The organism is Flavobacterium sp. KY-23415 (assembly GCF_055384985.1).
Map to the genome: position 1 here is coordinate 4,616,462 of NZ_AP044001.1, position 24,323 is coordinate 4,640,784.

Here is a 24,323-nt window from a genome sequence, read left to right on the forward strand (position 1 = left end):
TTGTTATGTCAAAAAAGAAAAAGAAAGAAAAAAAACAAATAAAATTTGGTTTAATAGGTAAAAACATTAATTACTCTTTTTCTAAAAAATATTTCAACGATAAATTTCAATCGCTTCACTATGACAATTGTGAATATGTAAATTTTGACATAGAAACCATTCATGATTTTCCAAAAATATTTTCAGAAACTAAAAGAATAAAAGGACTGAATGTTACCATTCCATACAAAGAAGAAGTAATCCCGTATTTAGATAAATTATCAAAAAATGCTAAAAAAATTGGAGCTGTAAACACTATTGTTATTTCTAAAAAGAAAAAATTAAAAGGCTTCAATACCGACTTTTATGGTTTTAAAAAAACAATCAAACCATTACTTAAAGAACACCATAAAAAAGCATTAATTCTAGGAACAGGAGGCGTGAGTAAAGCTATCGCATTTGCACTTAGAAAATTAAAAATAGAGTTTGATTTTGTTTCAAGAAATCCAACAGAATTTGAATTTTCTTATGATGAAATTAATAAAGAAATATTTGACGAGTACCACATCATTATCAATACGACACCATTAGGCACACATCCTAACATAGAACAGGCTCCCGATTTAGATTACAGTCTGTTTACAGAAAAACATATTGCATACGATTTAGTCTATAATCCAGAAGAAACTACTTTTTTAAGAAAAGCAAAAACAAGAGGAGCTACAATTAAAAACGGTTATGATATGCTAATTTTTCAGGCAGAAAAAGCTTGGCAAATTTGGAATCGATAAAATAAAATTTCCAAAAAAAAGTTTCTTAATAAAAAACATTTAACAACCTTAACCTGACCCTTCAATAAAGAAATTTCTAACAGAAAAGCTCTAAAAGCTAGTATTTTAAATCTCTTAACATAGTATTGATTATAAAAATTATAATTTTCTTTTGAATTTTAAGTAGCCTTTAGTATCTTCGACGTCAATTAGTAACCTTAAGCATTAAAAATGTTAGAAGACAAGAATGATAACCTGCAACAAGCAGACGGACAAGAAACCCAAGAGTCACAAGAGAATGTAATTACAATCAATAAATCTGCTTTAGATGAAATTGATAATTCAAATGCAGAAGAAAATGAAGACGACTCCATTCAAGATAAGCATATTATCCCAATGTTGGACTATGACTCACTTTCAATGGAAGAACTTACCATAGAATTAGACAATTTAGTTCACAACCACAAAGTAATGGCTATTAAAGACCACGTGGAAGAAATAAGAAAATCTTTCATGAATCAGTATCATGAATTATTAGATGAAAAACGAGACGAATTTAACAGTTCGAATACTGATGAAAATGCAACTTTTGAATATCATTTCCCTCTAAAAAACAAATTTGATGCAGTTTATGATGATTATAAAACCAACAGAACGAATCATTATAACCAACTACAAAAAAATTTAAAAAACAATCTTACACTTAGGAACGAGATAATTGAAGAATTGAAATTGCTAGTTGATGGAACAGATGAAAATCTTTCTATTAATGATATGTTTAAGAAATTAAACGAAATTCGCGACAAATGGAAAGCAGCAGGAGCAATTCCTAGAGACAAATATAATATTGTTTGGAATAATTTCCATTTCCATATTGAACGTTTTTATGATTTAATGCATTTAGACAAAGAAGCAAGAGATCAAGATTTAAAAAACAATCTTGAATTAAAACAAGGAATCATAGAAAAAGCAAAAACATTATTAGTCGAAACCGACATAATGAAAGCTTTCCGTGAATTACAATTATTGCATCGCGTTTGGAAAGAAGAAATTGGTCCTGTGGAAAGAGAGTATCGTGAATCTATTTGGAATGAATTTAGCGAAATAACAAAACAAATTCATGACCGAAGAGAAGTTTATTTCGAACAAGCTAAAGAAAGAGAAATTGAGAACTTAAACAATAAGAAAGAGATCATCAATCAAATAATTGCTTTAGGAGAAGAAAAAACACATTCTCACAATGGATGGCAGTCACAAATTAAAAAAATGGAAGCACTGCGTGAAACTTTCTTCAAAGCAGGAAAAGTTCCAATTGAGTTCACTGAAGAAACTTGGGGACAATTTAAAAAAGCTGTTCGAGCATTTAATGCAAACAAAAATGCTTTTTACAAAGACATCAAGCATGAACAACAGGAAAATTTAAATAAGAAATTAGCATTAGTCGAAAAAGCAAACTCTTTAAAAGACAGCGAAGACTTTAATACCACCACTCCAATAATGAAAAAAATCCAAGATGATTGGAAAAAAATAGGACATGTTCCTCGTAAATATTCTGACAAAATCTGGAAAGACTTCAAAGATGCATGCAATCATTATTTTGACCGCATGCACCAAGTGAGAAATGCAGAAAACGAAGAAGAAATCGAAGCTTTTGAAAAGAAAAAAGACTATTTAGAAACTTTAAAATCTTTTGAGCTAATTGGTGATCACAAAACAGATCTTGAAGCGATAAAAGCACATATAGAAGCGTGGAAAGAAATTGGAAAAGTACCTTTTAACAGAAGACATATTGAAGGAAAATTCAATAAAATTCTAGATGCATTATTTGAAAAACTTAGCTTATCTAAAAAAGATACTGAGATGATGAAATTTGATGCAAAAATAGATCAATGGGTAACCAACGAAGATGATAGGTCTATTGAAAAGGAACAATTCTTTTTGAGAAAGAAAATTGATGAAGTACAAAACGAAATATTTCAATTAGAGAATAATATTCAATTTATTAGTTCTTCCAATTCTAAAAAAGAAAACCCATTCATTAAAGAAGTACAAAAAAGTATCGAAAGGCATAAAGAAGAATTAAAACTTTGGAAAGAAAAGCTTAGTAAACTAAAAGCACTTTAATTTTCTTTCATGATACCATATTAATCCCGTTATAAAAAATAACGGGATTTTTTTTTGTAATTCTATTCATTTCTTTAATTCAATTTTTCAAAAAAAAGAAGGTGTTTTTCCAAAACTACGTATTTATACGTAGAAAAAACAGCCAAAATTACGTATAAATACGTATTGTTTTCTATTATTTGATACACTAACTTTGAGAAAGTAAGTTAATACAACTTCAATAAAAACTAAGAATTCATAACTATCAAACATTTCACAAAAAGGAATTTTAACCAATGTTAAACATAAAAATAAAATTATGAAAACTTTAAAGATGGGAATTAAAAGTAATGAAGGAAAAACTATTGGTTTCAAAATTGATAGAGAAGTAATTGAAGGACTATACATTACATTTGATATTCTCAAAGTAATGGATAATTATACCAATTTTAAAATTAAATATGAAAATGAAGAAGAAGGAAAAATTGCTACTAAAATTTGCAAAAAGAAAAACATAATCATATTAAATCTAAAATTAGACAATGACAATCATGTGCAATATTTAATTGGCAAAAACATGTGCATAAAAGAACTATTCGAGCTTCCCGACAATGAAATCCCGTATTTCTTCAAAAACAAAATAAAAGAAAGTTTTGATTTATACAAACAAGATATAAATTCGAAACTAATAACATTGAATTCAACGACAAACAATATATATTATTCAATTAGTTCATAATTTCATTCAACTATAGAAATTTCTCTCTGCAAATCGTTATACTAGCATATAGCGATTTGCTATTTTTATCTCATTTTTAACATCATATATTTCAAATAATCTTCAAAAAATTAAATATAGTCTTCAAAAAAAATACCCTTATCAAAATAAATCTTGACAATACTATACTCCCAATCATGTTCATTCCATTTTGTGTTTTTAATTTTAAAAACAACTCGTTATCTTTGATAGACAAAATAAAATGAATGACCACAATTGCATTACTTACTTGCGAAAAACTTCCAAAATTACATCCATCCGATCAATTATTAATTCCTGAATTAGCACAACATAATATTAAAGCTAAAGCAGAAGTTTGGAATAACACATTAGTAGATTGGACAAAATACGATTACCTTATTTTTAGAAACACTTGGGACTATTACGAAAAAGAAAGTGAATTCAACCTTTGGCTTGAACAAATTGAGAAATTAGGAATAAAAACACTTAATTCCATCGAAGTAATTAAGCAAAACAAACACAAGTTTTATTTAAAGTCATTTGAAGAAAAGGGAATAAAAATTATTCCAACAATTTTTCAAGAAAAAACAAGACAATTAGATTTAAAAAAAATCATCCCAAGTCATTGGGAAAAAATAGTAATCAAACCTGCTTATTCAGCAGGATCTTACTTAACTGAGGTATTCAATCCATCTGAAACAGACAAAATAAACTCAAAATATAGCACCATTGCTCAAGAAAGAGATTTATTAATACAAGAGTTCAAAACAGAAATTACGCATCAAGGAGAAACCTCATTCATCTTCTTCAATAAAAAATTTTCACATTGCGTAAATAAGAAACCAGCAGAAAATGAATTTAGAATTCAAGCACAATTTGGAGGCAAATATACTTTAGTTCAACCTAGCGAAGTGCTAATTCAACAAGCTCAAGAAATCATAAATAATTTTCACGAAAAATTACTCTATGCGAGAGTTGATGGAATCATAATAGAAAATCAAATTCATCTTATGGAAATAGAATGTTTAGAACCCGATTTGTATTTTAATTTTGCCCCAGAAGCTATTAAAAACTTCACAGCTTCAATATTAGAATTAATTAAGTAAATTTGGCATGCAAAAAAACAAAATTCTTATAGTAACTATTGTTATAGTAATTCTCTATCTATTTTTAAAAATATTGCATAGAATACTTCCAAACAAAACAAACCATAGGAAGCAATTTAAAATCGCAAGAAAAAAAAATAAAAAAACTGAAGAATAGAATTTCATAAATTCTAAATTATAATTCTAAATTCACATGAAAGTATATACAAAAACAGGAGACAAAGGAACAACAGCACTTTTTGGAGGAACACGGGTTCCTAAACACCATATCAGAATAGAAAGCTATGGCACAGTAGATGAGCTAAATTCCTATATTGGATTAATTAGAGACCAAAATATTGATCCAAATTATAAAAATGTCTTAATTGAAGTACAAGATCGATTATTTACATTAGGAGCAATACTGGCAACTCCTCCTGAAAAAGAAATCTTAAAAAACGGTCAACCAAGATTACAAAATTTAGGCCTTCAAGATACAGACATAAAATATTTAGAAAATGAAATAGACAAAATGGAAGAAAACCTTCCTCAAATGACACATTTTGTTTTACCAGGAGGACACACAACTGTGTCATATTGTCATATTGCACGTTGTGTTTGCCGAAGAGCAGAACGCCTATCAGTACACCTTAACGAAATAGAACCGACAGATCCGCATGTTCTAACCTATTTAAACCGCCTTTCTGACTATCTTTTTGTACTGGCACGAAAGTTGTCTTATGACTTAAAAGCTGAAGAAGTAAAATGGATACCTAGAAAATAATGTTCAGTATTCAGTCATGAGTAAACAGCAACTTTTCGATGTGACTAAGCAAGTAGTTTAATCTAAATTACTAAACATAAAAAAAGGCTCATTGAAAACTAAAAAACTCACGTTCTTATAAATAATAAAAAATAAATCAAAAAAAACTTGACTATTTAAGTTAAAAAATTATTTTTGCATAAATTTAAATCGATAGAAAAATGTATTGGACATTAGAACTAGCATCTTATCTAAGTGATGCTCCTTGGCCGGCTACCAAAGACGAACTTATCGACTACGCTATCAGGACTGGTGCTCCTCTAGAAGTAGTAGAGAACCTTCAATCTATAGAAGATGAAGGAGAAATCTATGAATCTATGGAAGAAATCTGGCCCGATTATCCGACAGATGACGACTATCTTTGGAACGAGGATGAATATTAAAAAGATAAAATCAAACACTAGAAAAGTCTCTTACTGAGGCTTTTTTTTGTAGATTTATACACGAATTTTTTAAACAATAAATTATACTTATGAGTATTATTAATTCTATACTGAAAGCTTTTGTTGGAGACAAGTCTCAAAAAGACATAAAGGCTATTCAACCACTGGTAAATAAAATTAAAACCTTTGAAACGGCTTTAATTTCACTATCGCACGACCAACTAAGAGCAAAAACAACAGAATTTAAAAATAAAATAAAAGCAGCTCGTTTAGAAAAAGACACTAAAATTGCTGATTTAAAATTAACCGCAGATCAAACAACCGATATTGATGCGCGTGAAGATATTTATTTAGAAATTGACGCACTTGAAAATGAAGCCTATGAAATTTCTGAAAAAGTATTAAATGGAATACTTCCTGAAGCGTTTGCTGTCCTAAAGGAAACAGCTCGCCGCTTTAAAGACAACACTTCTATAACGGTTACTGCAACTCCAAAAGACATAGAACTATCTGCAACAAAACCTTATATAACAATAGAAGGAGACAATGCAAATTGGGCCAACTCATGGGATGCAGCAGGAAAGGCAATTACTTGGGACATGATTCATTATGATGTTCAGTTAATTGGTGGTGTTGTTCTACATCAGGGTAAAATTGCCGAAATGCAAACAGGAGAAGGAAAAACATTGGTAGCAACTCTTCCTATCTATTTAAATGCACTTACAGGTAATGGAGTACACTTAGTAACTGTAAATGACTATTTAGCACGTCGTGATAGTACCTGGAAAGCTCCTCTTTTTGAATTTCATGGATTAACTGTTGACTGTATTGATAACCATCAGCCAAATACTCCAGCAAGAAGAAAAGCCTATAATGCAGATATTACTTATGGAACAAATAACGAATTCGGTTTCGATTATTTGAGAGATAACATGGCACACTCTCCAGAGGATTTAGTACAAAGAAAACATAATTATGCGATTGTAGATGAAGTCGATTCTGTGTTAATTGACGACGCTCGTACACCATTAATCATTTCTGGTCCTGTTCCACAAGGTGATCGCCATGAATTTAATGAATTAAAACCTAAAGTTGACAACTTAGTAAACTTACAACGTAAATTAGCTACAGATTGCTTAACAGAAGCTAAAAAATTAATAAAAGAGGGCAATACTAAAGAGGGCGGATTCTATTTATTACGTTCTTATAGAGCAATACCAAAAAACAAAGCATTAATTAAATTCTTATCAGAAGAAGGAATAAAACAATTACTTCAGAAGACTGAAAACCATTACATGCAAGATAACAACAGAGAAATGCCAAAAATTGATGAAGCATTATACTTTGTTATTGAAGAAAAAAACAATCAAGTAGAATTAACCGATAATGGTATTCAATTTTTATCGAGAGATACAGACGAGCATTTCTTCGTACTTCCTGACATTGGTACTGAAATTGCTAAAATTGAAAAACAAAACTTATCAACAGAAGAAGAAGCTGAAAAAAGAGAAGAACTATATAAAGATTTCTCTATAAAATCAGAACGTATTCACACACTTACGCAACTTCTAAAAGCATATACTTTGTTTGAAAAAGATACAGAATATGTTATCATGGACAATAAAGTAATGATTGTTGACGAACAAACAGGACGTATAATGGATGGTCGTCGATATTCTGATGGTCTTCACCAAGCGATAGAAGCAAAAGAGAATGTAAAAATTGAAGCTGCTACACAAACTTTTGCAACTGTTACACTACAAAACTACTTCCGTATGTACAGCAAATTAGCCGGCATGACTGGTACTGCTGTAACAGAAGCTGGAGAATTTTGGGAAATTTATAAATTAGATGTAGTTGAAATTCCGACAAACCGTCCAATCGCTCGTAAAGACAAAGAAGATTTAATATACAGAACCGTACGCGAAAAATTCAATGCTGTAATTAATGATGTTGTTGAACTATCAAATGCAGGTCGTCCAGTACTAATTGGTACAACATCTGTAGAAATTTCTGAATTATTAAGTAGAATGCTTAAAATTAGAAATATTCAACACAACGTTTTAAATGCTAAAATGCATAAAAGTGAAGCTGAAATTGTAGCAGAAGCGGGTAAACCAGGTGTGGTAACCATTGCAACTAATATGGCTGGTCGTGGAACCGATATTAAATTATCAGACGAAGTTAAAAAAGCTGGTGGTTTAGCAATTATAGGTACGGAGCGTCATGATTCTCGTCGTGTTGACCGACAATTACGTGGTCGTGCTGGTCGTCAAGGAGATGTTGGTAGCTCTCAATTCTACGTTTCTTTAGAAGACAACTTAATGCGTCTATTTGGATCTGAAAGAGTTGCAAAAGTAATGGACAGAATGGGATTAAAAGAAGGTGAAGTAATTCAACATTCTATGATGACCAAGTCTATTGAAAGAGCGCAAAAAAGAGTGGAAGAAAACAACTTTGGAGTTCGTAAACGTCTATTAGAATATGATGATGTAATGAATGCTCAGAGAGAAGTAGTTTACAAACGTCGTCGTCATGCGCTACATGGAGAACGATTAAAAGTAGATATTGCCAACATGATGTATGATACTTGCGAACTTATTGTTCAAAACAATAAATCAGCAGGTGATTTTAAAAATTATGAATTCGAGTTAATTCGCTTTTTCTCAATAAGTGCTCCTGTAAGTGCTGCAGATTTTGGAAAACTGCAAGAAAAAGATATTATTGACAGAACTTATAAAGCCGTTTTAGCACATTATACTGAAAAAACAGAAAGAAACACTAAAGAAGCATTCCCTGTTATTAAAAACGTATATGAAAACAATAACGGACAGTATGAAAGAATTGTTGTTCCTTTTACAGACGGAATCAAATCATTAAACATTGTTACCGATTTAGAAAAAGCATATAATTCTGAAGCAAAAACTTTATTAACCGATTTTGAAAAAAATGTTTCTTTAGCCATCATCGATGAAGCGTGGAAAAAACACCTTCGAAAAATGGATGAATTGAAACAATCTGTACAGCTAGCTGTTCACGAACAAAAAGACCCTTTATTAATCTATAAATTTGAAGCTTTTAAATTATTTAAAAGAACAATTAATGACGTTAATAAAGAAATCATATCGTTCATTTTCAAAGCAGATTTACCTTCTCAAAACCCTAATTCAATTAGTGAAGCTAAAGAAGTAAAACAAAAGGAAAAATACACCGAGAGTAAAGACGAGATTTTGAATACAGATGAATTAGCTTCTAGAAATAGAGAAGCTGGACAACAAACTCAAAATCGCCCACAAATTACAGAAACTATCGTTAGAGAAACTCCAAAAATTAATCGTAATGATACTGTTACCATTAAACATGTAATGAGTGGAAAAACCGAAACTATGAAATTCAAAAAAGCAGAAAGCATGATTGCTTCTGGTGAATGGGTTTTAATATAAAAACAAAATAAATACAGTAATAAAAATCCTTAGTACTTTTTTAGTAACTAAGGATTTTTTAAATACGAAAATATGGAAAACAACCAATGTCCTTGTTGCAAAAAAAACACTCCAGAATCTTATGCTCTATGCGCAAATTGTAAATTTCCTTTTAATGGAACTGAAAAAGAAAAATCTATTCATATTGGCAAGTTTATTAGCGATAAGAATATCATAGAAAAATCTGAAGACACAATACAAAACAGTAAAAAAGTATTATATTATATTGTTGCTGCAAATATTTTTGCAATGGTGTTTTCGGTTTTCAAAAACCAATATGATATATTTAGTATTATACTCACTAGTTGCATCACTTTTATATTTTTAATTTGCGCTATATTTCTAAATAAAAACCCAAAAGTATTTACAATCATTCCATTAGTAATACTATTATTAGTTTATATGATTAATTTTCTTTTTGATAGTAGAACCTTTTTCCAAGGAATAATTTTTAAAACAATATTTGTTCTTGCTCTATGTTACAACCTATATACCATGCATCTGGCGAATAAATTTAAAAAAGAGAATAATATGTAACAAACAAACTGTTACACAATAATTAATCGTTAAATAGTTTATCACAAAAACTAAAATCATCTAGTTTTACCTTAAATTAAATTAATAATAAAGAAATGAAATCTAAGCTCACATTATTCAGCATATTATTTATTTGCACACTACATAGCTTTGCACAAAATATTGAAACCTTAAAAAGTGAAGCCTTAAAAGCTTACAAAGCTGGTGCTACAACTAATTTTGAAGTTATTTTTGAAACGACATATCCAAAAGTATTCGAAATAATTCCAAAAGAATCAATGAAAAAAATGTTTGAACAAATGATGGAAAACGAACAATTTTCAATTAAAGTTATAGAAGTAGACCCAAAATTCACATTTGGGGAAATTAAAAAAATTGAAGAACAAACATTTTGTCTTGTAGAACATGAAAATGTAATGCTAATGACATTCAAAACACCGATGGAAGATGCAGAAGCAATGATTGAACTATTCAAAAAATCAATGGATGCAAAAAATGTACTATTTAACAAAGCTGAAAATCAATTTAGAATTGAGCTGCGTTCTACAATGATTGCTGTTGCTGATGAACTCACAAAAAAGGAATGGAAATTTTTAAACAAAGACAAAGAAAATCGATTATTTAGCATGATTTTCAATGAGAAAGTAAAAACAGAATTAGGATTATAAAATGTCAAACACAATAGTATATTCAGCTTTTTTCAAAGCAGTACAAGAAAGTATCACTAACGGAACATTTGCAAAATTAACCCTTGCAAAAACTGTAGGAAAACCCGAGTTACAAAATATTTATGTTAGAATGCATATTGAAGAAAATGTATTGAAAACAGCGCTAACATTCAAAATATATAATGGAGTAAAAGAAGAAATTGTAAAAATATCAACAATTGATGCTCTAGAATCCGATTTAACACCACATTTAATTAATCCGTTTTTTTCTGCACTATTATTCACAACAGAAGCAGACATTACGATGAAAATAAATAAAAAAAGAATCGCTTCTATAATAGAACAACCTCCAACTTTTAAAAATGCCGATCCAATTTTATTAGAATTTTTAAACTTATAAATTAAATTTGCATTAAGACAAAAAAACCAAAACAAACCTAGTATTTGTTTTGGTTTTTTATTTCTAAAAATTGGTTTCTAAAACACTCTAACTAGATTGAATCCAAAAAATACATCTCCTTTACTCCAATCCCCAAATGCATTGCCTAAATATCCTGTTTCATTCATAGCTTGTGCATTCGTGAAATGCAATTGAAACACATGCCCTCCAGTTTCAATATCAACACCAACAGATAAAGGATTTTTCGCTAATGAATTAGATGCTCTATTCAAATGAGCTGCATAATCCATAGTCAAAGCTACACGTTTAGATAGCTTATACCTTCCGCCCATTCCAATTGCGAATTGGCTATTGTCTTGGTTATCATTTACTACATAATTTTCATGAAAAAATGTTGGAGCTAATTCTAAAGAAAGTGATTCTGAAAATTTTCTCGATACTAATAATTGTGTAGTATAATTCAATCTATTTTCAAAAGTCAATTTTGACAAAACTGCTTTATCTAATTCAGTATTAACAACGATGCTATTGAAACCAACTATCGTTACAGGAAAACCATCTGTTTCTTGTGCTTTTAATCTGTATTTAACAGCCCCTTCATAAGACTTTTGAAAACCGCTCCTTGAAGCATGAATTGTTAACCAATCATTAACACCGTATAACATCTTTATTTGCGTATTAGCATCGTCTAAACCAAAAAAAGTATCAATTCCATTTTTCACAGAACCAAAACGGTGGGCAACTATAAAATAAAAATCCCCTTTAGCCGCTAATTTAGTAGATTCTAAATTTACAATTTTGAGTGATTTAAAAGCAGAATTTTCAATAGAAACACCCGTAGAATCGGTATCAATTTCAGATAACAAATCTTCTTGCGCATAAATGAATAACGGTGATAAAATAGCTAATATGATTTTTTTCATTTTCTTTTTTTTTATTTCTTTAGTTAACTTTTTTTGAACGTATTAAACAATTATTTTGTACTAATTATAACACATTGGTCCATTTTAAACTCTTCTAAAAGTTCATCATAACCAATAAATCTACCTTTTAATTCAATTGCTGAATCTTTTTTAAAATCTGCAATAGATTCTATAAAACTAGCAAAAAGAACACCATCCACCACAAGTGCATTGGCATCTATATCTACCTCAGTAATTTTGCCAGAAATGGTAATCGTTTTATCTAAATATTTTGCATTAGCAGTTATTTCATTTTCTTTAAAATCTTGATCTAAAGTTGTAACCTCAATTGAAAAAGTTGACTTCTCGGTTTTAATATCCCGATGACTTTTATAGATGTAATTATAACCAATTACAGCAAAAAGAACAAATAAAACAAATAAAACAAACCATTTATTTTTTTTCATAATTCATAAGTTTTAAACAAAAATAGAATAATATTTTCATTTTTATAATAAAAAAACTATTTTTACTTTAGTATAAAAACAATTAAAATGAAAAAAACACAATATTACTTCTCTGTTATTACAATTTCGTTTATGCTATTCTCTAGCTGTACCAATGATTCCGAAATTGATTTAATTGACAGTCAAGATGGAAGCACTATAACTTATACAAATTTCGCTAAAAACATCATTGACAACAACTGCCTCTCCTGCCACGGCACTACTCCTTCAAATGGAGCACCAATGTCTTTAAATAGTTATAATTTAGTTAAAGATGCTGTTCTTAACAGAGGTTTATTAGATCGTATTTCGAGAACACAAGGAGCATCTGGAATGATGCCTAGTGGCGGAACAAGACTTCCACAAAGCACTATCAATTCTATGAATCAATGGCAAACAGATGGTTTGTTAGAATAATGTTGTACAGTAAATTGTCAGGACAATAAATGTATATAAGCAAGTAACTAATAATAAAAAAATGATTCCTATGTTGCTTCTAAAAATAAAATTTTAAATGTATGAAAAAAATAGCCTTACTATTATTTTTAAGCTTAGCAACAGCAAGCTTTTCTCAAGAAAAAAAATCAACCAAAACTGGTGAAATTACTTTTGAAGCTTCTGTTCCATCATTTGAAGAAGTAAAAGCTACTAACAAAAATGTTTCCTGCATTTTAAACACTAAAACTGGTGAAATAGCTGCTTTAGCACTTGTAAAAGGCTTTCGTTTCAAAATGGCACTAATGGAAGAACACTTTAATGAAAATTACATTGAAAGCAACAAATATCCTAAAGCCATTTTTAAAGGTAAAATTGAGAATTTTGACATGAATAAACTTTCTTCAACGCCTCAAAAATTCACTATAAAAGGAACTTTAGAATTGCATGGAAAAACCAAAAATATTACTTCATTAGCAACAATAAAAAAATCTGGAAGTTCAATAGAAATAACAAACGAATTTGATGTAAATGTAGATGATTTTAATATAGACATTCCTAGTGTTGTGAGTAAAAAATTATCCAAAAATGTAAGTATAAAATGTCATTTTATTTTATAAAAAAAGTCTGTTAATCTAATTAACGGACTTTAGTAAATACATAAAATGGTTTATTTCTTAAGACTATTCCTCTTCCATTTCTAAAAAAATTGGCTCTTTCATAATATTGTCAGCCAGAGTTTCAACTCGCTCTGTAATTTGCGAACAAAAAAACAAACGTTGTCCTTTTTGAATACTTTCCATTAAACGCAATATAATTGACTCATACCTGTTTTTTAATAAAACATCAATATCATCAAAAGCAATGATTTGCAAAGTATTTACATTATACCCAGCAGAAGAAAACATTTGGTTTAATTTGTTTGGTGTTCCTACCAAAACATCAATTCCTAACGAAATTAAGTTTTTATCTTCATCTAAATCGGTTTTATCATGTGTACCAAAAACTCTAAGCTTGTTTTTTTTATTGTATAATTCAAACAATGCTATTACTTCTAACAACTTTTGTTTATCATCTACAAGTATTAAAGCTCTTGGTGATTCTTGAAAAGGTTTTTTCAACTTATGAATAATATTAATTACCATAGCAGTTGTTTTACCTGTATTCTTTCCTCCTTGAATTACAACATCTGCTCCACTTTTTATGGGTGAAAATACTCCTAACTGTAATTCCGTTGGTTCTATTAATCCATTTTCAATTAAAGCAGTCTTAAGGTTTTCGTCTATCTTTTTTAAATTCATTCTTTTTATCGTTAATGATTATCTTTCACTTCTAGATTATCATTTTTTATTATTTACTCGCAAACATTTTTACATCTTGTTCAGATATTTCTGCACCTCCCAAAATAATTAATCTTTCAACAACATTTCTGAGCTCTCTGATATTACCTGTCCAATCGTATTCTTGTAATAGTTTTATTGCTTTATCACTAAATGTTTTGGGTGCATTTCCTTGCTCTTCTGCAATTTTTATAGAGAAATGCTCTAAAAGAACAGGAATATCTTCTCTTCTATCATTCAAAGCAGGTACTTTTATTAAAATTACAGCTAAACGGTGATACAAATCTTCTCTAAATCTACCTTCTGCAATTTCAACTTTCAAATCTTTATTTGTGGCTGCAATTACTCTAACATCTACTTTAATATCTTTATCTGCTCCTACTCGTTGAATTAAATTTTCTTGCAATGCTCTTAATACTTTTGCTTGAGCAGGCAAACTCATGTCTCCAATTTCGTCTAGAAAAATAGTTCCTTTGTTTGCTGCTTCAAATTTCCCTGCACGGTCTTTTACAGCCGATGTAAATGCGCCTTTAACATGGCCAAATAATTCACTTTCTATTAGTTCGCTCGGAATAGCTGCACAATTTACTTCTATTAAAGGAAAAGAAGAACGATCACTTTTCTCATGTAATTGATGCGCTACTAGTTCCTTACCCGTTCCATTAGGACCCGTAATCAAAACCCTTGCATCGGTTGTAGCAACTTTATCAATCATTGTTTTAATATGATTGATTGCCTCGCTATCCCCTATCATTTGGTAATTTTTACTAACTTTTTTCTTTAGGATTTTATTTTCTACAACTAATTGTTTTTTATCTAAAGCGTTTCTTACGGTATTTAACAAACGGTTTAAATCTGGTGGTTTAGAAATATAATCAAAAGCCCCAAGACGCATAGTATTGACAGCAGTTTCTAAATCTCCATGACCAGAAATCATAACCATTGGTATTTCTGGTTTGATCTTTTTTGTTGCCTCCAAAACCTCAACTCCATCCATCTTTGGCATTTTTATATCGCAAAGAATTAGATCATAATCTTCATTTTTTATCTTTTCAACTCCTTGTAATCCATTTTCTGCTTCATCAACTTGATATGTATCATTCTCTTCGGAAAGTATTTTTGTTAAGACTCTTCTAATAGCAGCCTCATCTTCAATCACTAATATTTTAGGCATTACAGTTATTGTATTAAAAATTATTTGTTTTAAAGTTAGCAAAAATACGATAGAATTGCTAACTAACACAATGTAACGATTTCTTTTTGAATTATAATTTGATACTTAACAAATTTCTCTATTTAAAAAAAGAAGCTCTCTATATTTTAGAGAACTTCTTATTCTTTTTTCAATTTCATTTACTAATGACATGAATATCTCTTTGTGGAAATGGAATAGAAATATTATTCTTCCTAAATTCATCATCTATTTTAAATCGAATATCGCTTTGTATCTTTGGGCTTTTCATACCATTTGTTACATAAAAATAAACTGAAAAGTTAAGTGATGAATCTCCAAAACCTTCAAAAAGCACTAAAATTTCTTTATCACTAACTACTCCTTCAATTCCATGAACTGCATTTTCAAGAAGTTTTTTTACTAAACGAATATCACTACCATAAGCAACACCAACACTAACTTGCTCTCTATTTATTGTACTATTTTGCGTCCAATTGAACAAGGTTTCAACCATAAATTTATGATTTGGTATCACCATAACTCTATCATTTCTGGTAATCATTCTTGTTGTTCTTAACCTTATTTCTTTTACTTCCCCTACTTTTCCATCTACTTCGATAATATCTCCAACGTGTAAAGACTGATCCAATATCATTAAAATACCTGAAATTATGTCTTGAAAAAAAGTCTGTAATGCAAAACCTAACCCAACGAATAATGCCGCAGAAGCTGTTATAAAAATATTCATATTTACACCCGAAGAATGCAGAGTAAACATAAACACTAAAACATATACTAAGTATTTAACAAATTGAAAAACACTTATAAATTTATTTTTATCTTCAAGAGGCAGTTTTCTAGTAACAAATCTTCTCACAAACCGCAATACTATTCCTGTCAGAAATAATACAACAATTAAAAAAACTACTGTTAATACTGTTACATCTATTTTCTCTGTATCAATAAGTTTAAATGCGAGTATTTTCTTTAATGTGTTTAACATAATTTATTAATATCTTAACCATTTATATAATTCTTTCCAACTTGGTTTTTTCCCGTACATTAAAATACCAACTCTGTAAATTTTTGCTGCAAACCAAACTACTCCTATAAAGGTAGCAAACAAAGTTACAATAGAAACTACTAATTGCCAATAATGTTGTGGTTCAAGGAAAGGAACTCTCATTAACATTACAATTGGAGAAGTAAAGGGAATGATTGAAAAAACTGTAGCAACCGTACCATGAGGATCGTTTATTACAGTAAAAAAACCAATATAGACTCCTAAGATTAATGGTAACATTATAGGCAACATAAATTGTTGAGAATCAGTTTCAGAATCAACAGCTGCTCCAATTGCTGCATACAATGAGCTATATAAGAAATACCCTCCTATGAAATAGAGAATAAAACTAAACATCATTAATCCTAATGGCAAATTCCATATTTCTGTAACATAAGATTGTATTTTTTCCATTCCTGCTGTTTGCTGTGCTGCTTCTAACATTTCTGGCGAAACAGATGCTGTTCCTCCCATTTGAAGTCCGAAAATATTTTGAGCAATAAACATTAGCAACAAGCCTACTATTAACCATATTGCAAATTGCAAAACTCCTGCCAATGAATTTCCAATAATTTTCCCCATCATCAACTGAAATGGCTTAACCGATGAAATAATGATTTCTATTATTCTGTTTGTTTTTTCTTCTATAACACTTCGCATTACAAAATTTCCATAAACAATAATGAACATCATTATTAAATATCCCATTAACCCACCAATAAATATTTTAATTTCATTTAATCCTTTCAGACTTTCTTCTCCAGAAAACTTAGATAGTTTCAAAGTGGTTTTCTCTTTTGCTGCCTCAATTTTTGTTTCATTTAAGCCTAATTTCTTATAATTATCAGATGTTAATACAGAATCTACTACTTTTTCTATACCTCTAATGAATTCTAAACTTGCACTTGTTTCAGAAATATATTCTACTTTGTCTTTTATGAGTCCTAATGAATCTACTTTAGGAACATATAAAATTCCTTCATAGCTTTTTGACGCAGTGTCTTTTGCTATCTCAAAAGGTAATAATGACAAATCCGTATAATGAGTGTTTTTATCACTTTTAAAACTATTTTTCAAAAAACCAGCTTCATCGTGAACGGCAATTTCTGTTGCTTTGTCTTTATTCATTGTTGACAAATAACCAACTAATGCAGCAATACCAACAAATAATAATGGACTCAAAAAGGTCATTACAATAAATGATTTGTTACGCACTTTTGCAATAAACTCTCTTTTTATGATTAAAAATAATGTTTTCATTTTTTCTTTATAACTTATAGATAATACTTACAAATGATATTTTTTTTTATTAATTTATTCGCTTACGGTTTGAATAAAAATATCATTTACACTTGGTATTTTTTCAACGAAATGGGTAACCTGACCAAAATTGGTTAAAATTGACAATAAACTATTGGAGTTATCGTCTCCTAACTGTACTTCTAACTTTAGATCCTTATTTAAAGATTTAAAATCGGTTTGGTCAATTTTATATTTTTGAGTTAATTGATAGATTAATCCTTCAACATTATTGGTCAAAATTCCCACTTGAAAAGTATTTGATCTAAATTGTTGTTTTACATCTGTTAGTTTACCTTCAATTAATTTATTTGATTTATGAATTAAGGCTATATAATCGCACATTTCTTCAACACTTTCCATTCTATGAGTAGAAAAAATTACAGATGTTCCTTGTTTGTTCAATTCTATAATTTCATCTTTAATTAAATTAGCATTTACCGGATCAAAACCAGAAAATGGTTCATCTAATATTAACAATTTAGGTTTATGTAAAACAGTTACTACAAATTGTACCTTTTGAGCCATACCTTTAGAAAGTTCTTGAATTTTCTTATTCCACCATCCTTCAATTCCAAACTTTTCGAACCAGTATTTTAATTGTTTTTTTGCTTCTTGACTAGATAAGCCTTTTAGCTGAGCTAAATACAAACACTGTTCACCTACTTTCATACTTTTATATAATCCTCTTTCTTCTGGAAGGTATCCTATATATTGTATGTGTTCTGGCTTTAATTTTTCACCGTCTAAAAATACCTCACCAACGTCGGGCATTGTTATTTGGTTTATTATTCTAATTAATGTTGTTTTTCCTGCTCCATTTGGGCCAAGCAAACCATAAACACTTCCTTTAGGCACAGAAAGCGACACATTATTTAGAGCGGTATAATCCCCATATTGTTTAATTACATCCTTTACTTCAAGAATATTATTCATATAATTTATTATTATTTAGCTGCAACACTTCCCTATTTTAGTATAGTTTGCTTTGTTAACAGAAGACTTTTAAAATATTAATACAGACCAAAAATTATAGTCGTTTTTCTTAATAATTAACCATTAGTAGTAAAACGTTTTTTTTGTTACAAAAAACCCACCCCTTTTTTACGAAGGATGGGAAAAATTGCTATGAAAAAGAAAAATTCACTTCCCATAAGAAAGTGAATTCCAAATGTATATATTTTTATTCATTTATGAAAACATATCTTTTACTTTTTCAAAAAAAGATTTTTCAGATTTTTCAGGTGATGGAATAAAGTTTTCATCATTTAACATTTTTTCAAAAAACACTTTTTGTTCTTTATTTAATGTTTTAGGTGTCCATACATTTACATGTACTAATAAATCACCATTTCCATAACTATTCAAACTAGGAATACCTTTTCCTTTCAGACGAAGTATTTTTCCTGATTGAATTCCTTCTTCTAGTTTGATTCTTACTTTTCCACCTACAGCTTCTATATCTTTAGAAACACCTAAAGCTGCTTCTGGGAAACTAATATATAAATCATAATGAAGGTTCTCTCCTTCTCTTTTTAAGAAATCATGTTCTAACTCCTCGATTGCTACAATTAAATCTCCTGGAACACTATTACTACCTGGTGCTTCATTACCTTTATTTGCAACTTTCAATTGCATACCGTCAACCACTCCTGCTGGAATCTTAATCGATACGGTATCTTCTTCCATAATCATTCCATACGCATCCGCACCCGCAGGTTTTTGATCTAAAATTTGACCAGATCCACCACAAGTTGTACAAGTGGTTGCCGTTTGCATCCTTCCTAAAATAGTATTAGCAACTTTCATTATTTGCCCACTACCATTACAAGTAGAACATGTTTTATAAGAAACTCCTTTGGCTTGTACTTTTCGTTTAACTTTTATTTTCTTCTCTACTCCATTTACAATTTCCTCAAGTGACAATTTCACTCTTATTCTAAGATTGCTTCCTTTCACTCTTCGCTGTCCTCCTCCAGAGAAACCACCTCCTCCACCAAAAGCACTTCCAAAAATATCTCCAAATTGACTAAAGATATCATCCATATTCATATGACCGCCACCAAAGCCACCACCACCAAAGCCACCTGCTCCATCAAATGCGGCATGACCATACTGATCATAACGTGCTTTTTTGTCAGGATCACTTAGAACTTCATAAGCCTCAGCAGCTAATTTAAAGTTTTCTTCTGCAGTTGCATCTCCAGGATTTTTATCTGGATGATATTGAATTGCTTTTTTTCTGTATGCTTTTTTTATCTCATCAGCAGAAGCTCCTTTAGCAATACCTAATATTTCGTAAAAATCTTTTTTCATGTACGTAAATTTTATTTTTTAGCAGTTCTATTTTTCCTTGCCATTAACTTATGTTCCTTATATCACAAACTATTTAGTTGGCAATTTTGAAAAACATAACTTTAGTTTTTAACGAATTAAATATAAAAGACAATTATAATCATCTTTACACCTAACGTAATACTATTTGCTATTTTTACATTCCTATTACTACCTTTGGAAAGCGTATAATTTTGTCACCTAATTTATATCCTTTTTCAATGACATCTACAATTTTTCCTTTCAAATCATCAGAAGGTGCTGGAATTTGAGTAATTGCTTCTGCAAAATCAGCATCAAATGCATCTCCTACTTTAATCTCAACCTCTTCTAAACCTTTAGATACAAGTGTAGTTTTTAATTTCTCTTTAATTAATTCTACACCTTTAACCAAAGACTCATCATCTGACTTCGAAATTTGAGTCCAAGCTCTATCAAAATCATCAACAACAGGTAACATTGCTTGCAAAACTTCCTGATTTGCAGTTTTAAACAAATCTATTCTTTCTTTAGATGTTCTTTTCTTATAATTCTCAAATTCTGCAAAGAGACGTAAAAATTTGTCCTTCTCTTTTGCTAATTCGTCTTGAAGTTGCTCTTCAACCGTTAACTCAGGTTGCTGCTTTTCTGAAACATTTTCCTCTTGAATATTTTCTTTTTCTTCGATGTTTTCAGTACTTTCTGGATTCATATATTGACTTTTATTTTAAACTTTTTTTTCTTACTACATGTCAATAGCAAATCTATTGCCAAAGGCTCAAAAATGCCAAATTGTCATTAAACAATTTCACTTATTAAAATTTTATTACAAAAAATGAGTAGTTTATATTCTATGATATATCTTCAACATAACTAATGTTGTATTATATGAATCAAGTCTTCTACACTTCTTCAACTATTTTACATTTATTTTTCAATAAAAAAGCTAATAAGTAAGTTGCGCAAAATGAAATATTCACAATCTCTTAACATTATTTTTTTTAATTTTATTTACTTTTGATGAATTATTATTTTATTCAGTTTAAATAAAAATTACATAAATTAAACAATTATGAAAAAAAGCATTTTAAGTATCGCTTTAATTGCATTAGTTAGTTTTACAAGTTGTAAAAACGAATCAAAAACAGAAACTACAGAAGAAACGGTAACAGAAACCGCTATCGAACCAACGTATTCTGGAACGTATGTATTAGAAAATGCAAACTCTTCAATTGCTTGGGTTGGAAGTAAACCAGCAGGAAAACACACTGGAACAATTTCTATTAAAGATGGTAGTTTTGACGTATTAGATAGTAAAATTACTGGGGGAACGTTTACGCTTGACATGAACTCTATTACTGTTACTGATTTAGAAGGTGAAGACAAAGAACATTTAGAAATTCATTTAAAAGGAACAGGTGATAAAAAAGATGAAGATCATTTCTTCAACACTGGAAAGTTTCCTACTGGAACATTCAAAATTAAATCTGCAACAACTGTTGATGGTATTACTACAGTAACTGGAGATTTAACACTTAAAGACATTACTAAAGAAGTAAGTTTCCCTGCTGAAGTAACTGTTTCAGAAACAGAAGTAACTTTGGTTTCTAGTGCATTTAAAATTGACAGAACACAATGGGGTGTGAATTATGCTTCTAAATCTGTATTTGATGACCTTAAAGATAAATTTGTTGATGACGAAATTGAATTGACAGTTACCGTTAAAGCAAAAAAATAATTTAGTAGAAATTTATACTAAAAAGGAGACTATTTTTTGATAGTCTCCTTTTTTATTTCAGTAAATTCTGCAAGGCTTTTTCTAATGAAGCATACTTGAATTGAAACCCTTTGTTTAATAACTTTATTGCACTCACGTTTTGACTTGCAAACAGTATTTCATGCATTTCTCCTAGTATAATTTTCATCAAAAACTTAGGCACATTGGGTAGAAAACAAGGTTTGTTTAATGTTGAAGCAATTGCCTTTACCAAATCTGTATTTGTTACAGGATATGGAGCTACAGCATTATATATTCCTTCTAGCTTATTAGCAACAATAAAATGAAAAATTGCAACCAAATCTGAAGCGTGAATCCAAGATTGATATTGTTTTCCTGTTCCAAATGGAGAGCCAATTCCTAATTTAATTGGCTTTATCATTTCCTTCAAAGCTCCACCATCTTTAGACAAAACGAGCCCGATTCTAACTTTTGAGACCAATATTCCTAGTCGTTCAAAAGAACTTACTTCATTTTCCCATTTATAAACAACTTTACCTAGAAAAGAATCATCTACCTCTGTTTCTTCTTCATGGTAAACCTTATTATTACTATCTGGATAAATTCCTATAGCAGATGCAGTAACAATATGTTTTACAGTATTTTGTTTTTTGGACAAGGATTGAAATAACAAACGTGTAGAAAGAACCCTACTATTTATAATTTCTTCTTTATAGGAAGATGTCCATCTTTTTGAAACTGTAGCTCCTGCTAAATGAATTATAGTTTCTACATCATCAAAAGCATCTAAATCAATTTCACCCGAATTCGGATTCCAATAGAACCCTTTATAATTTGTTTGTGAAACAAGTTTTGATTTTGAAGTAGACAAATAATGCACTTCGATTCCATTTTTCAGTAGCAAATCGACTAATTCACTACCTATTAAACCTGTTGCTCCTGTTATTAATACTTTCATTTATATCTCTTTTACACAAAGATACACAGTAAAAATACTATAACGAAGCTAATTAACGAAAGTTAACAGATGTATAATCTAAATTAAGTCCTAACTTTAATTGTCCATTCAAATTGCATTTCAGAAACTTGCTCTCCTTTTTCATTTGTTCCAATAGAAGTAAGCCAAATAGTCTGTCCTTCTTTAGATTGAATCGCTTTTTGTATTGTTTCTTTCATCAACTTACCTTGAGAACATTTAAATGTAATTCTACCAGTTGCTTTTTTAGTAAATGTACCTTTATTATTTGCAACCAACATAGAAATATTAGCTCCACTTTCTTTAATTTGCAACATTACTAATGCACCTGTAGTAAATTCTGCTGCCATTGCTTGAACTGCAAAATACATAGAATTAAATGGATTTTGATTAAACCACCTATGTTTTACAGTTGTGGAACATTCTTCATTTGAAATATTTTTAACTCTTACTCCACTCCAAAAAGCAGCAGGTAACTTAAAGAACATAAAAGCATTAAGCTTTGAAGGTGTGAATTGCATATTTAGTTTTTTTTGTAAAAATATAAAAAAATACTATGCATTCATACTATTTTTTTGTTAAATGTTAATTTTTTGTTAAATATAGGTACTATGCTTAACATAATACCTTTTTTTAGACTTATCTTTGTATAAGAAATTAATAGCTATAGTATAATTACTTATTACAAAACATCAATCAAAATCAAACCAATACTTATTAATTATGAAAACATCGAACGAAAAAAGTTTAAGCTCATTTATTCATTTAAGCACATTGAGCCAATATATTATCCCATTAGGGAATTACATTTTTCCTTTATTATTATGGTCAACCAAAAAAGACAAATCTGAGTTTGTAGATAACAATGGGAAACAAGCACTGAATTTCCAATTAAGTATTCTTTTATATTCATTAATCGCAATTATTATAGCAATCCCTACTTTTATCATTTGGTTAATTAACACCATTGAACGTTTAGAAATAAACAGAAACATAATAACGTTTAAAGATGTTTTCACAACAGAGAATGTAACGGGACTTGTCATATTGGGAATTATTACGTCTGTTTTGCTTTTATTCATGAAGCTCAGTGAATTTTTCCTTATTATTTATGCCTCTGTAAAAAGTGCAAATGGAGAAGAATATAAATACCCTCTTACTATTAACTTTATAAAATAGTTTCAATCATCAATCAATCATCAACCATGGATCTGAAAGATTCAGATTCAATCAAAAACGAACAGTTTAATTAAAAAATCATGTAAATTATGAACATTGAAAACACAAAAGCTCAAATGAGAAAAGGTGTTTTAGAATTCTGCATACTTTCCGTATTAAAAGAAAAAGATGCTTACACTTCTGAAATTCTAGAAACACTAAAAAACGCAAAGTTACTCGTTGTAGAGGGAACCGTTTATCCTCTTCTAACACGATTAAAAAACGATGGACTCTTAAGCTACAGATGGGAAGAATCAACCTCTGGGCCACCAAGAAAATATTACGAATTAACTGAAGTAGGTCAGGAATTTTTAAACGAACTCAGTAGCACCTGGACAGAATTGTCTGATGCAGTAAACATAATAACTCAACCAAGCCAAAAATAAAAGT

Annotated in this window: 26 protein-coding genes; 15 read left to right on the top strand and 11 right to left on the bottom strand. The window is 29.7% G+C overall.

The annotated features are described in order from the left end of the window. Positions 1-5 precede the first annotated feature (5 nt). The 10 genes from ACZ49Z_RS20285 to ACZ49Z_RS20330 all read left to right on the top strand — a co-directional run bounded on the left by ACZ49Z_RS20285 (position 6) and on the right by ACZ49Z_RS20330 (position 10,969). Positions 6-770 (top strand): shikimate dehydrogenase family protein, encoded by a 765-nt coding sequence (locus tag ACZ49Z_RS20285; protein WP_464306111.1) that lies wholly within the window; start codon positions 6-8, stop codon positions 768-770. Positions 771-980: 210 nt separating this feature from the next. Further along, on the top strand, positions 981-2,873 hold the full coding sequence (locus ACZ49Z_RS20290) for a DUF349 domain-containing protein (RefSeq protein WP_464306112.1): 1,893 nt from the start codon (positions 981-983) through the stop codon (positions 2,871-2,873). Between the two features lie 298 nt (positions 2,874-3,171). Beyond that, complete coding sequence (locus ACZ49Z_RS20295) at positions 3,172-3,591, top strand: hypothetical protein (protein ID WP_464306113.1); 420 nt, start codon at positions 3,172-3,174, stop codon at positions 3,589-3,591. Between the two features lie 245 nt (positions 3,592-3,836). Beyond that, complete coding sequence (locus tag ACZ49Z_RS20300) at positions 3,837-4,697, top strand: ATP-grasp domain-containing protein (RefSeq protein ID WP_464306114.1); 861 nt, start codon at positions 3,837-3,839, stop codon at positions 4,695-4,697. 193 nt (positions 4,698-4,890) lie between these two features. Further along, complete coding sequence (locus ACZ49Z_RS20305) at positions 4,891-5,460, top strand: cob(I)yrinic acid a,c-diamide adenosyltransferase (protein WP_464306115.1); 570 nt, start codon at positions 4,891-4,893, stop codon at positions 5,458-5,460. Between the two features lie 200 nt (positions 5,461-5,660). Continuing rightward, complete coding sequence (locus ACZ49Z_RS20310; RefSeq protein WP_045971987.1) at positions 5,661-5,882, top strand: DUF2795 domain-containing protein; 222 nt, start codon at positions 5,661-5,663, stop codon at positions 5,880-5,882. Between the two features lie 89 nt (positions 5,883-5,971). Continuing rightward, entirely contained in the window at positions 5,972-9,325 is a 3,354-nt protein-coding gene (secA, locus tag ACZ49Z_RS20315) for a preprotein translocase subunit SecA (protein WP_464306116.1), read from the top strand. 72 nt (positions 9,326-9,397) lie between these two features. Further along, positions 9,398-9,901 carry a hypothetical protein gene (locus tag ACZ49Z_RS20320; protein ID WP_464306117.1) on the top strand — a complete coding sequence of 168 codons (504 nt, stop codon included), beginning with the start codon at positions 9,398-9,400 and terminating at the stop codon, positions 9,899-9,901. Positions 9,902-9,996: 95 nt separating this feature from the next. Further along, entirely contained in the window at positions 9,997-10,569 is a 573-nt protein-coding gene (locus ACZ49Z_RS20325) for a hypothetical protein (protein WP_464306118.1), read from the top strand. A gap of 1 nt (position 10,570) precedes the next feature. Beyond that, complete coding sequence (locus ACZ49Z_RS20330) at positions 10,571-10,969, top strand: hypothetical protein (RefSeq protein WP_464306119.1); 399 nt, start codon at positions 10,571-10,573, stop codon at positions 10,967-10,969. A gap of 77 nt (positions 10,970-11,046) precedes the next feature. Here ACZ49Z_RS20330 and ACZ49Z_RS20335 read toward each other — a convergent pair whose 3' ends face one another. Both ACZ49Z_RS20335 and ACZ49Z_RS20340 read right to left on the bottom strand, forming a co-directional pair. Beyond that, a complete protein-coding gene (locus ACZ49Z_RS20335; protein WP_464306120.1) occupies positions 11,047-11,892 on the bottom strand; it encodes a DUF5777 family beta-barrel protein in 846 nt (281 codons plus the stop codon). 50 nt (positions 11,893-11,942) lie between these two features. Then, positions 11,943-12,338: an OB-fold protein gene (locus ACZ49Z_RS20340; RefSeq protein ID WP_464306121.1), complete on the bottom strand. Its 396-nt coding sequence runs from the start codon at positions 12,336-12,338 to the stop codon at positions 11,943-11,945. An 87-nt stretch (positions 12,339-12,425) separates the two neighbouring features. On the opposite strand from ACZ49Z_RS20340, the gene ACZ49Z_RS20345 reads away from it, so the two are divergent. Together ACZ49Z_RS20345 and ACZ49Z_RS20350 are read left to right on the top strand one after the other, a co-directional pair. After that, positions 12,426-12,794, top strand: coding sequence for a hypothetical protein (locus ACZ49Z_RS20345; RefSeq protein WP_464306122.1), 369 nt, complete (start codon positions 12,426-12,428; stop codon positions 12,792-12,794). 101 nt (positions 12,795-12,895) lie between these two features. Further along, entirely contained in the window at positions 12,896-13,432 is a 537-nt protein-coding gene (locus ACZ49Z_RS20350) for a YceI family protein (protein WP_464306123.1), read from the top strand. Positions 13,433-13,495: 63 nt separating this feature from the next. On the opposite strand, the gene ACZ49Z_RS20355 is transcribed toward ACZ49Z_RS20350, so the two are convergent. The 7 genes from ACZ49Z_RS20355 to ACZ49Z_RS20385 form a co-directional block, all read right to left on the bottom strand. Then, positions 13,496-14,113: a DEAD/DEAH box helicase gene (locus ACZ49Z_RS20355; protein WP_464306124.1), complete on the bottom strand. Its 618-nt coding sequence runs from the start codon at positions 14,111-14,113 to the stop codon at positions 13,496-13,498. 49 nt (positions 14,114-14,162) lie between these two features. Continuing rightward, entirely contained in the window at positions 14,163-15,326 is a 1,164-nt protein-coding gene (locus tag ACZ49Z_RS20360) for a sigma-54-dependent transcriptional regulator (protein ID WP_464306125.1), read from the bottom strand. A gap of 175 nt (positions 15,327-15,501) precedes the next feature. Further along, on the bottom strand, positions 15,502-16,329 hold the full coding sequence (locus tag ACZ49Z_RS20365; RefSeq protein ID WP_464306126.1) for a mechanosensitive ion channel family protein: 828 nt from the start codon (positions 16,327-16,329) through the stop codon (positions 15,502-15,504). Positions 16,330-16,335: 6 nt separating this feature from the next. Then, complete coding sequence (locus ACZ49Z_RS20370; protein ID WP_464306127.1) at positions 16,336-17,649, bottom strand: ABC transporter permease; 1,314 nt, start codon at positions 17,647-17,649, stop codon at positions 16,336-16,338. A gap of 54 nt (positions 17,650-17,703) precedes the next feature. Continuing rightward, positions 17,704-18,624: an ABC transporter ATP-binding protein gene (locus ACZ49Z_RS20375; protein WP_464306128.1), complete on the bottom strand. Its 921-nt coding sequence runs from the start codon at positions 18,622-18,624 to the stop codon at positions 17,704-17,706. A 255-nt stretch (positions 18,625-18,879) separates the two neighbouring features. Then, a complete protein-coding gene (dnaJ, locus tag ACZ49Z_RS20380; RefSeq protein WP_464306129.1) occupies positions 18,880-20,004 on the bottom strand; it encodes a molecular chaperone DnaJ in 1,125 nt (374 codons plus the stop codon). Positions 20,005-20,179: 175 nt separating this feature from the next. Continuing rightward, positions 20,180-20,713, bottom strand: a complete 534-nt coding sequence (locus tag ACZ49Z_RS20385; RefSeq protein WP_464306130.1) for a nucleotide exchange factor GrpE — start codon at positions 20,711-20,713, stop codon at positions 20,180-20,182. A gap of 360 nt (positions 20,714-21,073) precedes the next feature. Between ACZ49Z_RS20385 and ACZ49Z_RS20390 the strand changes: the two genes are divergently transcribed. Further along, complete coding sequence (locus ACZ49Z_RS20390) at positions 21,074-21,739, top strand: YceI family protein (protein WP_464306131.1); 666 nt, start codon at positions 21,074-21,076, stop codon at positions 21,737-21,739. A gap of 52 nt (positions 21,740-21,791) precedes the next feature. Here ACZ49Z_RS20390 and ACZ49Z_RS20395 read toward each other — a convergent pair whose 3' ends face one another. Then, a complete protein-coding gene (locus ACZ49Z_RS20395) occupies positions 21,792-22,697 on the bottom strand; it encodes a TIGR01777 family oxidoreductase (protein ID WP_464306132.1) in 906 nt (301 codons plus the stop codon). Between the two features lie 83 nt (positions 22,698-22,780). Then, entirely contained in the window at positions 22,781-23,236 is a 456-nt protein-coding gene (locus tag ACZ49Z_RS20400) for a DUF4442 domain-containing protein (protein ID WP_464306133.1), read from the bottom strand. A gap of 202 nt (positions 23,237-23,438) precedes the next feature. On the opposite strand from ACZ49Z_RS20400, the gene ACZ49Z_RS20405 reads away from it, so the two are divergent. Both ACZ49Z_RS20405 and ACZ49Z_RS20410 read left to right on the top strand, forming a co-directional pair. Next, entirely contained in the window at positions 23,439-23,894 is a 456-nt protein-coding gene (locus tag ACZ49Z_RS20405) for a DUF4870 domain-containing protein (RefSeq protein ID WP_464306134.1), read from the top strand. 89 nt (positions 23,895-23,983) lie between these two features. Continuing rightward, on the top strand, positions 23,984-24,319 hold the full coding sequence (locus ACZ49Z_RS20410) for a PadR family transcriptional regulator (protein WP_464306135.1): 336 nt from the start codon (positions 23,984-23,986) through the stop codon (positions 24,317-24,319). Positions 24,320-24,323 lie beyond the last annotated feature (4 nt).